Source organism: Microbulbifer maximicatervae (SeqCode) (assembly GCF_052467825.1).
Genome location: NZ_CP174327.1, coordinates 453015 through 468399, shown reverse-complemented (window position 1 = coordinate 468399; position 15385 = coordinate 453015). Strand labels below are relative to the sequence as shown.

At 49.2% G+C, this 15385-nt stretch carries 13 protein-coding genes; 8 read left to right on the top strand and 5 right to left on the bottom strand.

Features of this window, described 5'->3' with window-relative positions; genetic code table 11:
• Positions 1–533 precede the first annotated feature (533 nt).
• The 5 genes from casA (at position 534) to cas6e (ending at position 5521) form a co-directional block, all read left to right on the top strand.
• A complete protein-coding gene (casA, locus tag ACJJII_RS02095; RefSeq protein ID WP_444918125.1) occupies positions 534–2135 on the top strand; it encodes a type I-E CRISPR-associated protein Cse1/CasA in 1602 nt (533 codons plus the stop codon).
• Positions 2135–2713, top strand: coding sequence for a type I-E CRISPR-associated protein Cse2/CasB (casB, locus tag ACJJII_RS02090; RefSeq protein ID WP_444918124.1), 579 nt, complete (start codon positions 2135–2137; stop codon positions 2711–2713). The genes casA and casB overlap by 1 nt, the downstream gene beginning before the upstream one ends.
• A gap of 183 nt (positions 2714–2896) precedes the next feature.
• Positions 2897–3973 (top strand): type I-E CRISPR-associated protein Cas7/Cse4/CasC, encoded by a 1077-nt coding sequence (cas7e, locus tag ACJJII_RS02085; RefSeq protein WP_444918123.1) that lies wholly within the window; start codon positions 2897–2899, stop codon positions 3971–3973.
• An 8-nt stretch (positions 3974–3981) separates the two neighbouring features.
• Positions 3982–4740 (top strand): type I-E CRISPR-associated protein Cas5/CasD, encoded by a 759-nt coding sequence (gene cas5e / locus ACJJII_RS02080; RefSeq protein ID WP_444911465.1) that lies wholly within the window; start codon positions 3982–3984, stop codon positions 4738–4740.
• Positions 4741–4750: 10 nt separating this feature from the next.
• On the top strand, positions 4751–5521 hold the full coding sequence (gene cas6e, locus ACJJII_RS02075; protein WP_413663212.1) for a type I-E CRISPR-associated protein Cas6/Cse3/CasE: 771 nt from the start codon (positions 4751–4753) through the stop codon (positions 5519–5521).
• Between the two features lie 783 nt (positions 5522–6304).
• Here cas6e and ACJJII_RS02070 read toward each other — a convergent pair.
• From ACJJII_RS02070 to ACJJII_RS02060, 3 genes are all read right to left on the bottom strand, one after another.
• A complete protein-coding gene (locus ACJJII_RS02070) occupies positions 6305–7663 on the bottom strand; it encodes a hypothetical protein (RefSeq protein WP_444918122.1) in 1359 nt (452 codons plus the stop codon).
• 342 nt (positions 7664–8005) lie between these two features.
• Positions 8006–8509 (bottom strand): endonuclease V, encoded by a 504-nt coding sequence (locus ACJJII_RS02065; RefSeq protein ID WP_475708108.1) that lies wholly within the window; start codon positions 8507–8509, stop codon positions 8006–8008.
• A gap of 42 nt (positions 8510–8551) precedes the next feature.
• A complete protein-coding gene (locus ACJJII_RS02060) occupies positions 8552–9286 on the bottom strand; it encodes a tetratricopeptide repeat protein (protein ID WP_444918121.1) in 735 nt (244 codons plus the stop codon).
• 236 nt (positions 9287–9522) lie between these two features.
• Between ACJJII_RS02060 and cueO the strand changes: the two genes are divergently transcribed.
• Positions 9523–11094, top strand: a complete 1572-nt coding sequence (gene cueO, locus ACJJII_RS02055; RefSeq protein ID WP_444918120.1) for a multicopper oxidase CueO — start codon at positions 9523–9525, stop codon at positions 11092–11094.
• A 20-nt stretch (positions 11095–11114) separates the two neighbouring features.
• Here cueO and ACJJII_RS02050 read toward each other — a convergent pair whose 3' ends face one another.
• Positions 11115–11549 (bottom strand): helix-turn-helix domain-containing protein, encoded by a 435-nt coding sequence (locus tag ACJJII_RS02050; RefSeq protein WP_282931385.1) that lies wholly within the window; start codon positions 11547–11549, stop codon positions 11115–11117.
• 22 nt (positions 11550–11571) lie between these two features.
• On the opposite strand from ACJJII_RS02050, the gene ACJJII_RS02045 reads away from it, so the two are divergent.
• Entirely contained in the window at positions 11572–13083 is a 1512-nt protein-coding gene (locus tag ACJJII_RS02045; RefSeq protein ID WP_444918119.1) for an MFS transporter, read from the top strand.
• 282 nt (positions 13084–13365) lie between these two features.
• Entirely contained in the window at positions 13366–13893 is a 528-nt protein-coding gene (locus ACJJII_RS02040) for a hypothetical protein (RefSeq protein ID WP_444918118.1), read from the top strand.
• Between the two features lie 164 nt (positions 13894–14057).
• Here the strand turns inward: ACJJII_RS02040 and ACJJII_RS02035 are convergent, their stop codons facing one another.
• Positions 14058–15011: a hypothetical protein gene (locus ACJJII_RS02035; RefSeq protein ID WP_444918117.1), complete on the bottom strand. Its 954-nt coding sequence runs from the start codon at positions 15009–15011 to the stop codon at positions 14058–14060.
• Between the last annotated feature and the right edge of the window lie 374 nt (positions 15012–15385).

Genomic DNA, 15385 nt, shown 5'->3' with positions numbered 1-15385 from the left:
GTGCCGATAGCTACCGGCCGGTTAAAAGTGATGAGCTTATATTGAGCTGGATACCGATTCGTTAAATTTCCTTCACAATGGAATCTGTCGCTAGTTTTGAGCCCCATCAAGGGGCTCTTTTGTATCTGTTGATTAACAATTGAGGTCAATAGCTGATGCAGGTTAGAGAGTGGGAGAATTGCCTGTACAGGAATACTCTTATATAGAGAGGCGAATGGGATTAATACCCTTATCTTGTGTGTGGTCTATGCGATAACTGAGCGCTTTGTTTTGTGTCAGGTAGAGGGCGCTACCCTGATTTCCGGTGTGGAAAGCGAGAAAGATGCCCAGACTTGAGCCAGATCATTTTTCTCTAGTCAGAGTGGCATAAGGTAATGGAATTAGTGTCCCGGCAGTGACGCTGAGAGATTGAGCACTCAAAAATGAGGCAGAGGCGCTCGCACTGCTCTGAGTGTAACTGTTCCCTCTAACTCTTGAAAAAAGCATGGCTATGGCAGAGTAAGAGGGCGGAGACTGGATCAGGGAGGATCGTGGTGAATTTGGTTGAAGATTCCTGGCTGCCAATTATCCGGCGATGCGGCATGCAGGAAAGAATTGCTCCTTGGCAAATTGTCGAGGTAGATAATCCTGTCGTAGATATCTGTACGGTACGACCGGATTTTCGCGGGGCGCTTTTCCAATTTTTAATCGGCCTGTTGCAAACAGCTTTTGCACCTGAAAGTGTCGATGATTGGGGAGTCTACTGGAAAAAGGCGCCTACTGAGGAAACACTGAAATCACGGCTGCAAAACTACGCTCCCAATTTTGAATTGTTTCAAGAGTCCGGGCCTGCATTTATGCAGGACTTGGAATTAAGCGAGGGAGAATCAAAGTCGATTGCTGCCCTACTGATTGAGGCGCCGGGCAGTAAAACCTGTAGAGATAATCAGGATCTATTTATTAAGGGCGGTAGGGTGCAGGGTGTATGTCCCAGCTGTGCCGCTAGTGCCTTGTTCACTTTGCAAATTAACGCCCCCTCTGGAGGTGTGGGACATAGAACCAGTTTGCGTGGTGGTGGTCCCCTTACCACATTGATAATACCAGAGGCTGAAAATGCCAACCTATGGCAGAAACTGTGGCTCAATATCTTGCTACAAGAGGAGTTTGGGGCGAGGTCTGAAAGCTCTGATAGTTGTATCTTCCCCTGGCTCGCTCCCTCCCGCCTCTCTGACAAACAAGGTTCCTCTACGTCTCCCAATGATACCCATCCCCTGCAAATGTACTGGGGTATGCCGCGCAGGATACGTTTCCATATCCCGAGAGAAGGCAAGGGTTACTGCGATCTTTGTGGAGAGCAGACGAATCAGTTAATTCGGGAATATACCACTAAGAATTATGGCATTAATTACGAGGGTCCCTGGATTCATCCCCTGACGCCCTATCGACGTGATCCCAAGAAAAAAGCCCCACCCTTGAGTTTGAAAGGTCAACAGAGTGGCCTCGGTTATCGGCATTGGTTGGGGCTTATGTGGTATGACCATTCAAATGGCGATGAAGCGAGCCGGGCGGTGCGCTTGTTCCATGAAGAATATGCGGAAATTCTCGAAGAGCTTGATTTGAATGTCGATGTACGTCTGTGGGGATTTGGCTATGACATGGACAATATGAAAGCGCGTTGCTGGTATGAACAGGAAATGCCAGTACTGCCTATTTCCCCCGAGTACCGGTCGCTATTTATTCAGCTGGCAGGGCAGCTTTTAACGGCTGCAAAAGATACTTTGAAAGAGCTGCGCTTTAGGGTCAAGGCTGCCTGGTTTAATAACCCTAATGAGACTAAAGGGGATTTTTCATTTGTCGATCAGGCGTTTTGGCAGGCGACGGAAAGCCAGTTTTATCACTCGCTCAAGCAATTATCCCTCGAATCCAAGAAATCCCAATTTACACCTGCACCAGTGGCTATTACCTGGGCACACACATTGAAAAAAACGGCCTTTGCGCAGTTTGACCATTGGTCAATGGAGGGCTCGGCGGAAGACTTGAAATTGCAGCGAGTGACTCGGGCGCGACGTTTTTTAAGGAATAAGCTCGCCAGCTTGGCAAGTTTAAAGACTCTGGATAATACAGCCAAAGTTGAGCAACAACAGGAGGAATTGTGATGGCCGGATATCAATATCTTAGCGATACAGATGTGAGCCGACTGCGCGAATGGCACCGCTGGCTCAATGACAAAGCTGGCCGAGCCGACCGAGCGCGTTTGCGCCGTGCGGTAGAGCCCATGGATGTAATGCCTACTCCCGCCTTTATCCGTTTTTTAAAGGATATGCCCGAGCGCTGGCAGAAAGATGAGCAAATTCGTATCGAAGATGCGGCTCTGGTAGCCACCGTAATTGCACACGTAAAAAATGATAACACCGGAAAAACAATTGATGTTGACAGCAGCGAGGCTATGGATATCAGTTTTGCCCGGTCCCTGGCTATGCCCCGGGAGAGAGGCGGGCGCCCCCCTTTAAGTGAGCTGCGTTTTTTTCAGTTGCAAAAAAGTCGCGATACGGCTGAGTTCTACCGCCGCATAGTACGGGCCCTGGCCCTGCTGGATGGCAGAGCCAATATAGCTTCTCTTGCCAATGATTTGCTGCATTGGCAAAGAGAGATGCGCACGATTCCAGCACGGCATCCACAGGAACGCCTAGCTGTGCGTTGGGCAACTGATTACTACGCCGTATTACCAGACTGAGAAGTATTTAGAGAATTACAAATTAAAGGTGTCTTAGGGGCCTAAAGAATTTTTAAAAGCTATTCCCATAACAACACTAAGCACAGAGCAAAGCCAGACCGATTGACAGTGACTGTTGATCAGATACCTGAGAAATGAATCGAAGTAATGTGATGGCCTGACGGTCGCAACAAGGAGAGATTTATGAGCCGCTTTATTCAATTGCATGTATTGACCGCCTATCCCCCTGCGAACCTGAACCGGGATGACTTGGGGCGGCCAAAAACAGCGAAGATGGGAGGTTGTGATCGCCTGCGAATCTCTTCCCAGAGCCTTAAGCGTCACTGGCGAACGTCAGAGTTGTTCCAGCAGGTATTGGCAACGGAGCAGGGGGATAGCCTCATTGGCATCAGAACCAAGCGTCAGGGAGTACTGGCCTATGAGACTTTATTGGAACTGGGTGTCTCTGAGAAAAAGGCCAAATTGTGGGCACAGAAAATTGCCGAGCAATTCGGTAAGTTAAAAAAGCCGGAAAAAGATAACCCTCTGGCCGATTTGGAAATCGAGCAGTTAGTTCACCTCAGTAGTGCTGAGCAAAACGGGATCAATGCACTACTGAAAACCTTGGCAGAAGAGGGGCGGGAGCCGGATAAGACGGAGTTGGATTTATTGCGCAAGGAAAACATGGCGGTGGATATTGCTTTGTTTGGCCGTATGCTCGCTTCCAAGCCCACCTATAACGTTGAGGCGGCGTGCCAGGTGGCCCATGCACTCTCGGCTCACTCTGTAGTGATTGAAGATGATTATTTTACTGCGGTAGACGACCTGAATGATCGCAGCGAGGATGCCGGTGCTGCTCACTTGGGTGAGGCGGGTTTTGCTGCGGGATTATTTTATTCCTATATCTGCATTAACAAAGAGCTGCTAATTGAAAACCTTGGCGGGGATAAACCCCTGGCCGATCGAGCCGTAGCTGCGCTGACTGAGACAATCCTTAAAGTTTCTCCCAGCGGTAAACAAAACAGCTATGCCAGCCGTGCCTATGCCTCTTATGTCGTGGCCGAAGCCGGTGACCAGCAACCGCGCTCTCTCTCTGCGGCCTACCTGAAGCCGGTTGATCGCTATAGCGAGGATTACGCCCATGACGCTATTGATGCACTTCAAAAGCAATTGCAGAGTTTCGATAAGGTGTACGGGGATTGTGCTGATAGCCGCTATGTTCTCAATGCCGTAACTGGCGAAGGTAATATTGAGGAACTTTTAGCCTTCGTCAGCGAATAGGTGGCGCTATGGAATACCTAGTATTTCGTCTGTACGGTGCCATGGCTTCCTGGGGGGAAGTGGCTGTGGGAGAGTCCCGCCACAGCGCACACTACCCGGGTAAATCCGCTATCGCGGGACTATTTGGTGCGGCACTGGGGATACCCCGGGAGCGAGAGGACTTACACCAGAGCCTGGCCCGGCAATATCGCCAGGCGGTGAAGGTGCTGAATGTCGGTACTTTGCTAAAGGATTTCCACACGGTGCAGGTCCCAGATTCCGCTGGCAAGCGCCGCTACCATACGCGCCGGGATGAGCTGGTTGTAGGGAAAGCGCGTCTGGGAACCCTGTTATCCCGCAGGGAGTATCTGGTGGATGCGCAGGCGATAGTGGCCCTGAGATCCTGTGAAGAGGCTAACTGGTCTCTGGCGGAGCTGTGTGAAGCCCTGGCCCGGCCAAAGTATCACCTCTATCTGGGGCGAAAAGCATTTCCCCTTTCAGCCCCCACTGCCGCACGGGTGATCGGTGCGGACAATTTCCGCAGCGCCCTGGATCATTATGAATCCCCGGAGTTGCTGGATTACCAACCGGAATGGGCCCGGCAGGAGCGCTGGTTGCCCACTGAAGAGAGTTGTCGTTACTACTGGGAGGGTAGCTTGGATGATTTCTCTGCGGAAGATGGAGTGTTTTCAGCAGGATCTGTACAGCGGCTTAGCCGTCTCGATCAGCCCCTATCTCGCAAGCGCTGGCAGTTCCAGCCGCGTATTGAAAATCTCTGGCAGTCATAAGGGAGCGGCTATGTATTTATCCAGAGTTCAACTATCTCCCTCGCTGGCGGTGCAGAAGCAGCTGGCACGGTTGCTCAGCGAAAACAGCTACGGTATTCATCAAATCTTGTGGGATCTTTTTGATGGTGATGAGCGTTTTTTATTTCGTGAGGAATCCTCGCGGGAACAGCTGCTTAGCAAACGCAATCTACCGGTGTATTACCTGCTGTCTAAAGTCCGGCCTGCGCAGGACAATCCGATATTTTTGGTAGAGACAAAAATCTTCGAGCCCCGTTTAAACCCCGGCGATCGGCTGGCCTTCCGCCTGCGGGCGAACCCTACAGTTGCTCGTAAAACTGAAGGGCAAAAGCGCGGCAAGCGGCACGATGTGCTGATGGATGCCCAATACCATTGGTTGAGGGAGCAGTGCGAATTGCATGGTTTACCTGTTGAAGGTGGCAAAGGGCAGCTGAAGCAGAGCTTGGTGCAGGAAAAGCCGGAGCAGTTTGACCAGGGGCAGATTGAAACCCGGTTACAGGATGTCAGCCAAACTGCCGCCCGCAGCTGGTTAATTCACCGGGGGACGCGCCTCGGATTTGATATTTACCCACCAAAGCTTCACTGCAATGGGTATCGTTGGAATTTGTTACATAAAAAGCAGCGCGGTGCTGGTTTCAGTTCTGTGGATTACCGGGGAGAGCTTTTGGTTACTGAACCCGAATTATTTATAAAAAATATTTTTGCGGGTATGGGGCCGGCCAAAGCATTTGGTTGTGGATTGATGTTAATCCGCCGAATCTGATTGGGATAAATAGAGTTGTTATACAACTGGAAGTGTTTGAGAGCGAGGGCTGGGATTCAAAAGTATCGGCAACGATACTGAGACTTTAGAGGATAGCAAATAGGCATATTTAGAGAGTTCCCCGCATCAGCGGAGATAAATCGACCGGTGATATGATGGTCAAACCAGCTTCATACTGTTCCCCGTATATACGGGGCTAAACCGGAGGGTATCCTGTTATACGCTCCTTTCCGAATAGGTTCTCCGCATAAGCGGAGTTGCACCGGTAATTGCGCAATAAGGCGATCTTAACTGAGGCTGTTCCCCGCCCAGGCGGGGTTAAACCGTGGAAAATCGTCAAAGCTGCACGGTAATTATTCGGGCTATTCCCCGCTGCTGCGGGGGTAAACCGAGTGTGGGGTTGGGTTGTGCCGACACCTGAGTTTGTTCCCCCGCTGGGCGGGGCTGGACCGTAGCCGATAGCGCACGGACATTAGTTCTGAAAATGTTTCCCCGAAGGCTCGGGGATGTAATGAGGGTGTGCTATGATCGCGCTCCTTTTGCGCGACTGTTCCCTGTTTGTACAGGGGTAAACCGGATAAGGCATAGCCTTTATGCTCTGCGCAAGGTGTTCCCTGAATACTCGGGGATAAACCGACGATGGAGAAGTTGTCGGAGTGCATCCTAGTTGTTCCCCGCTCTCGCGGGGCTGCACAGCGACTTTTCCCTTCTTCTTTTTCCTGTAGATTTCGCAATCGAAAGCCCCGCAGTGTATTACCGGGGGCTTCTGAATTTTGGCTGGAATTATTGGATGATTACGCCGGTATTACTCTCGCCGCCGATCTGGAAGTTAAAAGCGCGGCCATTAGAACCCGTCTGAGTAATTTCCTTGGTGTGATTGTTACCAATTTGCAGGCTAAAGGCTGAGTTGGAGTCACCGCTCTGGGTGATGGTGATGTTATTACTATCGCCAAATTGTCGGGAGCTTATTGAAAGAGACTCACCAGCCTGTTCGAACGTTGCCCGGTTATCGAAACCCAATTGACGGGTGAATATATCTACCTCTGTTCCAGCCTGCTCGATATTGGCAACATTCTGCAACCCGGTTTGTTCATTGGTCGCGCTGATCAGGAAGCCGCCTTGATTAATAACAACCACATTATCAATCAGGAACTGTTCGCTGTTCATGGAGTTGAATTCGGCACCCAGCTGGGAACCCGTAATCTGGTTGGTGGTACCGGTCTGGCGTATATCGATACTGCTACTCAATGCGGATTGTTCTAAAGCCGCGTTGTTGCCCCCACCATTTTGGCGCAACTCAAGGGTATTAAAGGCACCGGTTTGGGTAATCGAGGTGATATTGGCATCGCCGAGCCTTTGGATAATCAGAAGGTCATTGAACAGACTGTCTACTTGGGTTGCAAAGGCGAAGTGGCGATTGTTTGTTTGCCGTAAGGTCATACTGCTGCTGACACTGGCAAATTGTGCGAGCCCGCCATAGATATCGCTGCCATCCTGCAGTATGTCCAAGGTGCCATCGATTGTGGCAACCAGGCTGGCGGTGGCGAAGTCGTCCCGATCAAACTGAAAGATTAAAACGGAACTGCCTATATTGCCTGCGGTTTCCTCTACCACGGCACTTTGCCTTTCGCCGTCCTGGAATACAAAAATGCTGCCGTTAGCACTGGCTTCCTGGCGACCAATAAAAAAGTGACTGTCTCCATCCTGGATATTGGTAATGGCATTACCGCTGCCAAAGCGCTGTTCGATAGTGGAAGCATTGGAGGTACCGAGTTGCAGAATAGATACCTGGCTGTCGAGAGAGAGTTCTTGGGTGATCTCGGAAGTATTTTGCGATCCGATTTGTGTATTGGTTGCGCTTAGAGAAGCACCACCGGATTGAGATATCGTGGTCTCGTTTTGACTGCCGATCTGGGAACTCTGAATACTACTGTTAATAACACCGCCACTTTGAGTGGCGGTGGCGGTATTAGTATCACCTATTTGGCGTTTGATAATAGTATTGCCGAAACCCGCTTCAGTTTGATCGGAATTTGCTGAGTTACCTGAACCGATTTGTTCCAAGTCAGTAGAGTTGGTGCCCAGCGCATTGCCGCTAAAGGCAACCAGTGCGAGCGTCGCAATACTGGCGCATAACTTCATGAGTAACTCCTTTACTACAAACTTCTAAGGAGCCCATTCGGGGCTGCTAATGAATATCGCCCACTCGGACTTCACAAGTGGACATCAAAAACTACGAGCCGAATACATCAGTGTGGGATCTTAGCTACTTCTAGCCGTCTATCTAAGCGCCAAATTATCCCTATGGGATAAATGGATGCCAGGTAGCTTTTACTTTCAGTATCTATTTCCCGCCGAATAGAAAAATTATTGCTGGCATCGAAGGGGTAGGATATGAGAAATAAGTATTGAAAATGTAGGAAGAAAGTCCCAGGGATGTGACTGGGAAATGGCGGCGATAACTGCCTTTCATTCTCTCGGGAATTATCGTGGGGACTTTCGACACTCGCGGTCCACGCGTTTCAATAAAGTGGGGATACGGTGGTCTCCATGCATCTTTTTCACCAATTTTTTGGCTTCCGGCAAAGGGAGACCGAGGCTGCTGATATACAGCGGTTTTATACTTTTTCCCCGCAGCAGCTCCGCCTCAACAGGGGTGTCCTTAAATGGTTTCTTGGCGACACCGATGATGGGAACTTCCTGCTGGAGAGTAGAGTAGAGATGGGCACCCAGACCCGGTTTTTGTTCCCCTCCGAGAAATACATAACCATCGATAACAATCAGTTCTGCTTCTATCTTGTGCTCCTCGATTAGGGTGAGGATACAGGGGAGTTCTCTCTTGTAGAAAGCACCGGGCTCATAGGCCAAGGTACTCTCTATTTTACTGAGATAGAGTTGCTCGGGCTCAGGAGCTGACCAATCCTCAAAGCCGACCCCGGCTACCATTGCTCCGGGGTCCCGGTAATCTACATCTACCGCCAAAATCATATTGGGAGCCTTTTTACCATTGAGTCGAATGTTGCAGTTGGTTCAGGATACTTCCAGTTTTGCCTGCTTTAACAGCTGCTTATGAGTCGCTTTGTAGTGCTTGCCCAGTGTTTTGGATTTCTCAAGGATTTCATTGAACAAGACATTGGCCTTTTCCACCTGGGATTGATCTTTCAAGAATAAGGCAAAGTAAAAAGTCGCTTCTGGTCCGCTGTAGTATTGGTACAGCGTTTCATACTCGTGGTAGGCCTCTTTTACTTGCTTCAATGCCGCTAGTGTACGAGCGTAAAGTAAGTGAGCATCCTGATTTTTAAAATCGGGGTTCTTTTCGATTAATTGGTCCAGTGTTTCCTTGGCCAGTTCAAACAGATTGAGAGCAAACTGACAGCGAGCCAACCCAAACATCAGCTCAGGGTCATCCTGATGAACCCCCTGGAGGCACTTTTCATAGAGAGTTTTTGCCTCGTGATAAAGGCCGCGTTTCACGCATTCATCGGCCATGCGCATAGAGTTTTCCACATTATTGGAACGGGACAATTCTTGCGCAGCCTGATGGATATCCCGATTGGGATTTAGAGTTTCCCGCACCGTCCTGCGCGCATTTTTGGCACTGCGTGATTGGTTTACTTCCGGCAGAATTTCCAGGACCAGGTAAGCAATAACTCCGGCCATGGGCAGCATCACCAGAACCCAAATCCAAGTGGTGTTGCGCCCGGTTTTGAGCACGTGAATTACAAAAGCTGCCTGAATAAGGATGGATAGAATAAGAAACGGCATAGGGATTACTCTTCTTATTTTCACTACTAACTTTTCGAGGGCAAGGTTAACCGAGTTCGCTTAGAACACAAGGGCTGTGGATCACGGAGTTGTGCACCAGGGTACCACTCTGTATTGAGTGTACAGTTGTCGCAATATACTACTGGGCCATTGGAATAAGCCGTCTAAGATTTCTGGGGATAAAAATGACCAGTGCCCTAGACACTTGGAGCTATGGCGCATAGGGAGGTGGACCCATGGCTCAATTGTCGCGACGGGAATTTTGTTTTGCCACTGGCGCATTGGGGGCGGCCTTGCTAACAGGGGTGTCGACTTCCAAAGCTGCCCAGGCACAGAAGGGTCGCCGTCAGGCTTTACCGATTCCCCCGGAGTTGCGTGCAGATGGGCAAGGCCGGATTAAATTGGCAGCGCGCCCGGGCAAGCAGTCTTTCCTACCGGGGGTGACTACGCGTACTTATGGGTTCAATGGTCCGTTTTTAGGCCCGGCGATACGGGTGCGTAAGGGCGAGAAAGTAACCGTCAGCGTGGTCAATCATCTGCCGCAAAATGTAACTGCGCATTGGCATGGACTGATCGTACCCGGCAATGCCGATGGTGGCCCCTATATGCCATTGAAGCCTGGCGAAACCTGGACCGTAGATTGGAACATAATCCAGCCCGCCGCCACCTTATGGTTTCATCCCCACCTCTACCCGACAACCGCCGAGTTGGTACTCAAAGGCTTGGCGGGATTGATTATTATCGATGATGAAGAAGGCGATGCACTGCCGATACCTTCGCGGTGGGGTGTGGATGACATTCCGTTAGTGATTCAGGATCGCCGCTTTACCGATGATGGTCAGTTCTTCCATCGCTTTAACGAAGTGACGGTTGCGGCGGGCTATTGTGGGGATCGACTTCTGGTTAATGGCGTTATTAATCCGGTGGTCAGGCCACCTAAAGGCTGGGTGCGCTTTCGTATTTTGGATGGCTCCAACGGACGCAACTATCGGCTTGCCACCAGTGACAAGCGACCACTCTACGTGATCGCCAGCGATGGCGGTTTTCTCTCGGAACCAGTGAAAGTAGATGTACTGCCTATTGCTGCGGGAGAGCGCTACGAAGTAATGATCGACACCCGCGATGGCAAGCCTTTCGACTTCCAAACACTGCCAGTGCCCCAGCCAATAATGCGCCTGCCGCCATTTGATCAGGCCCACAGTTTTCTCAGTGTGGTGCCTGGAACATCCGAGGGGAAAGGAAAATTGCCGGAGCGCCTGGTATCCCTGCCGACAATTCCCCAAAACCTGCCACCAATCAGTCAGAAGCTGGTGATGCAAATGAATCGACAGAAGCAGGCGCAAGCTGTGATCGGTGCAACGGGGCTGCCGCAGATGGTTGCCGCAGGTACGACCAACCCCGATGTGGTGGCCAAAGTATTGAAGCTAATTACTGAGGGGCCGGCATTGCCGTTAAAAGAGCAATTAACTGCGAATGCGATTAATGGGGTTTCCTTCGCATTTACCGAGCCCGGGTTTAAGGTTGCGAGGAATAAGGACCTACGCTGGGAGATCTCTGAAGGACAGGACCGAATGCTACACCCGGTACATATCCATGGCTGCCAGTTCCGAGTCACGAAATACAATAATGCAGAACCGCCACTCTATATGCGTGGCTGGAAAGATACGATGCCCATATCCGATGGCGGCAAAGCGGAAATATTTGTTCGTTTCCCGCTGCCGGCGATGCCGGATATGCCCTATATGGCGCACTGCCATGTTTTGGAGCACGAGGACTCGGGAATGATGACAGAGTTTAGTGTCTCCTGACTTTATTCGCTGCTATTCTGTCAGCGTCGCTTCTGTTTCCTGTCTTCCTTATGCTGTAACTTGGTAGCTTTCCTGATCAGGTTTTGGAAGTTGGGGCACTCCAGCTGATTGACCTCGGGACAGTTGGCCACATGGCGTAGCCCATCGCGCATAGCTTCGAGTCGGCGGATATTCTTTTCCAGATCGTCGGCCCTGGCGAGGAGCTGCTCCCTGTCGATAGCGGGGTTGCCATTAGAGGAAAACATCTCGCCAATTTCATCCAGGGAAAAACCGGCGTAGCGGCCAAGGGAGATAAGGGACAACTGTTCTATCACTGTGGCTTTAAAAATCCGGGTAATTCCCCGACGACCACATGACTTTATCAGGCCTTTTTCCTCATAATACCGAAGTGTGGAAGAGGGGAGTCCCGACAGTTTGGAGACTTCGCGTATATCCAGTTCTTCCCTGTTATTCATCGCTTATTGACCTCAAGCTCACTTGAAGTTGTATGCTAGTTTCACGCGTCATTACTGGCAAGTCAAAGTTCAGCTTATGCACACCGCGAAAAGTTATTCCGAAGACCCAATTTCCCAAGAGGCTGCTCAGGTTTCCAAAAGAGGAGTCCTGGTCACCTTGTGTTTGGCGACCTTGCTCGCAGCCTTGGGAGTCAGTGCAATTAATATGGCGCTGCCTGTATTAATCGAAAGCTTGGGGGCTTCCTTCAGTAATACTCAGTGGATTACCGTGGCCTACATGATGTGTATGACTGCGACCCTGCCTATTGCCGGAAGCCTCAGTGACAAGCTGGGTCGCAGGAAATTGTTTCTAAGTGGCGGATTGATATTCACCTTATCGACATTACTTTGCGCGCTGTCTTTCAATGTTTGGACTCTGGTTTTTTTCCGCGCAATACAAGGGGTCGGTGCCGCGATGTTCGTGGCTGTGTCTATGGCTATTGCCAGCGATGTTTTCGATAAAAGTGAAACGGGAAAGATAATTGGATTACTGGGCAGCCTGTCTGCGGTTGGGACTGGCATGGGCCCTATTGTGGGCGGCTTGATTGTCGAAAACCTGAATTGGCAGGCCATCTTTTGGTTGGTAGTGCCGGTGGGATTGGGGGTGTTCTTTCTCGCATATCGAACTCTGCCGGAAAACATAGTCAGCGAAGTTGTTGATGGCAGGAGTCGATTCAAACGCTACCTGGCCGCAGCATTCCTGTTCTTTAGCATTGTTTTTTATACCCTGGCAATTAAACCATTGGGAGAGGGATATTCCGCGGTTAATGGAATTGCTATCGCTCTATCGGTGATATTTGGTGTGGGGTTGTTTTATGTCAGGCAGAAAGTACAACCCCTGCGTGACGGATTTACGGAATCTTCTGGGAAGCAGACATTCTTGGCGAATGTGGCCGGAAACTTTTTGGTGGCTTCATCGGTAATGAGTAGCCTGATTGTAGGGCCTTTTTATTTGACCCTGGCACTGGATCTGGACCTTTTTATCGCAGGGCTGGTGATGACAACCGGATCATTTATGGTGGCTGCTTGTTCAAATCTTGCCGGTCGAGCCGTGGATCGATTCAATAGTCGAGGTATCGTATTACTGGGTCTGTTAATTTTGCTTTGTGGAGCCATGGGAATGGGGCTGCTCAGGGTGGAGCAGGGCTTGGTAGGCTATCTGATTTTTTCCGTCACTATGGCAATGGGTTACGGAACCTACCTGTCGACAGTTAATACCATGACCATGAATAGCGCCCGGGCCGAAGTTCGTGGGCGTATTTCCGGGTTTCTCAGCCTTTCACGAGGTTTGGGTTTGTTGACCGGAGCTTCAGTGATGAGTGTGATTTTTGTAGGGCTTGTACCCAGCCAGCCCCTGCAAGACATGAGCCCTTCGCAGATAGCGGATGGTCTCAATGCCGTTTATCGCCTGGCATCAGTGTTCTTGTTAACCGCATTAACAATACAGGTGGTGTCTATTCTTGCCAGCAAGCTTGCTTCCAAAGCGCAAAATTAACGATTACCTCCAGAGCTATAAAGTAAACCCATTAGCGAGTGCTTCGTTTTAGTGAACACTCGCGGGTATTAATAACTGCTGGAGCTGTTAATACCCATCTTTATTTCCCGATTTATTCCTATTTTCCAGGCCAACGTTTTTACACTTCACCCACTAGCTCAATAGCTAAAAATTCAGGCACAGATCTGGTTGACTTAAAGCTGGCTTCAAGTTGTATCTTGAGTTTGTGGATTCGCAGTAATTTTCAACAAGATATCGAGAGAGCTTTAGGAGGACCAATCAGTGACGGATTCTTTGAGACAGTGTGTTGAAGCACTTAAAGCGAATTGGCAGGGACTTGATACTTCATCGATTGTGAGATGTCGAGAGGCCCTGGGAAAATTGGCGTCATCAAATTCTGATGAAGCATGGTTGGCTGATCTACACAGTCGCCAAGAACCCAGTGTAGAGTTATACCGTGACGAAGATAAGGGTTTTATCTTACTGGCTCATGTGGAGCCTCGTGGGCTCTATCGTCCACCACATAATCATGGCAATGGCTGGGTATTTTACGCGGTGCAACATGGTGAAGTGGAGATGTCTACCTATGGTTTGCTCAATCAAGACGACGGTGAACAACTGGTGAGCCGGGGCTGTTATCAAATGAAGCCCGGTGACTGTAGTGCGTTCTTACCAGGGGATATTCACGATACTCATTGCCTTTCCGAATATGTATTGATGTTTAGGTTGACCAGTTGTGACTTTAGCGAGGAGAAGCGTGAGGGTCGACTTAGAGTGTTTTCACCAAGTTTTGAACCTATCAGCGTATAATTTTTGTTGGCCATTAGGTAGCAGGTGTGCCAGAGAGGAAGTGTAAAGAAAATAATCTCAGGCACAAAAGCCCTTAAAGTATTTCCCTTTGTGTTTGGGGGGCACATTAAGCTCTCTGTAAGTCAACGGAAAGTGAGTGTTCCCCCGGTTTACTCCTACTATTACTACTGAAATATCATTCCGGTATTCCCGTTACCCGCCTGATTAGCAGTGATATTTCCATTCATCTCATCTTGTGAAATTTCCATAAAATTATCCAGCCCATTTTGCTGAGCTGTAGTAAAACTCAAAGAGCCACCCTGATTTGCTGTAATCTCATTAGTCATACCGATCTGTGTCGTGCTTATATCCATAAACTCTCCCTCTTGTCGGGTATTTAAAATATTGTCTGATCCAATTTGACTTGATTGGGCATAGCTATTTTCAATGAATATCTGTAACACAGTCGCATTATTGCCATCGCCGCTCTGGGTTATCTCATTCATAATGGATTCGCCAAAATTCTGTGCGCTTGTCGCCTCGTTTCCTACACCGTTTTGTGTAACTGTTGCCGTGTAGAAGGCACCACGCAGTTGTATAAGGACACCGTCATTTGAGGTTCCTGTTTGTAATAATGACCCTGTATGGAATTCACCACTGGTGGCGCGAACAAAGCCTATATTGCTTTGTCCTGATTGAAATAGGTAGCCGGTATCATTGAGTGAGTCAGTTTGGAACATCTCAGCATCGTTCAATTGCCCCTCCTGGTAAATCTCCCCGATAGTATTTTCTGTGAGAAAATGGGTGCTCAATGCAATTTGGTTATCACCAACCTGTTGTATCAACATCATTGTGGAGTTGCTTTCCTCCTGGCTGGAAGAGGCATCATTGCTGTTGCCGGTTTGTGTTTGAATTATCGAGCTAAATGACGAGTTTACAGTTTGTATGGCTTCAGCTGAATTACTATTGCCCGTCTGCGACTGATCTATCAGGTTGTTTTCAACGGAGGGATCGGTTTGATCTGCGACTGCCAGATTTCCATCGCCCGTCTGTTCCACATTGGAAGTATTGCTGTCGGCGCGAATAGCCATACTTGGCAAAAGAAGTATGACCGCAAAAAGGATATGGTGCTGCTTCACAGAAAACTCCCAATATTGAGCTAATCAAAATACATATTTGTTTGAGGCTTATGGCGATGAGTTGATACTGTCGATAAGGTGAAGGGTTGCTAGTTTCGGCTTATTACTACTGATATTGCCGACTTAAGTGTCGTATGAAGTGGGGGGAATGCCATGGGATATAAGTACTTTAAACTTGAGAATAAAGTCACTTTTTAGAAGGTTGGTACTTATTTAATTTATTATTTACTGTCTGTGGGTCACAGTGGTATTAGGAAATTGTTCTCATTTATTCATAAAATAAGCACTTGACTCCATTAATGATGACGGATACGGCTCCAGAAATTCTCAAAGTCACATTGGGTCGCAACTATCTATTCCCTGTTCATATACTT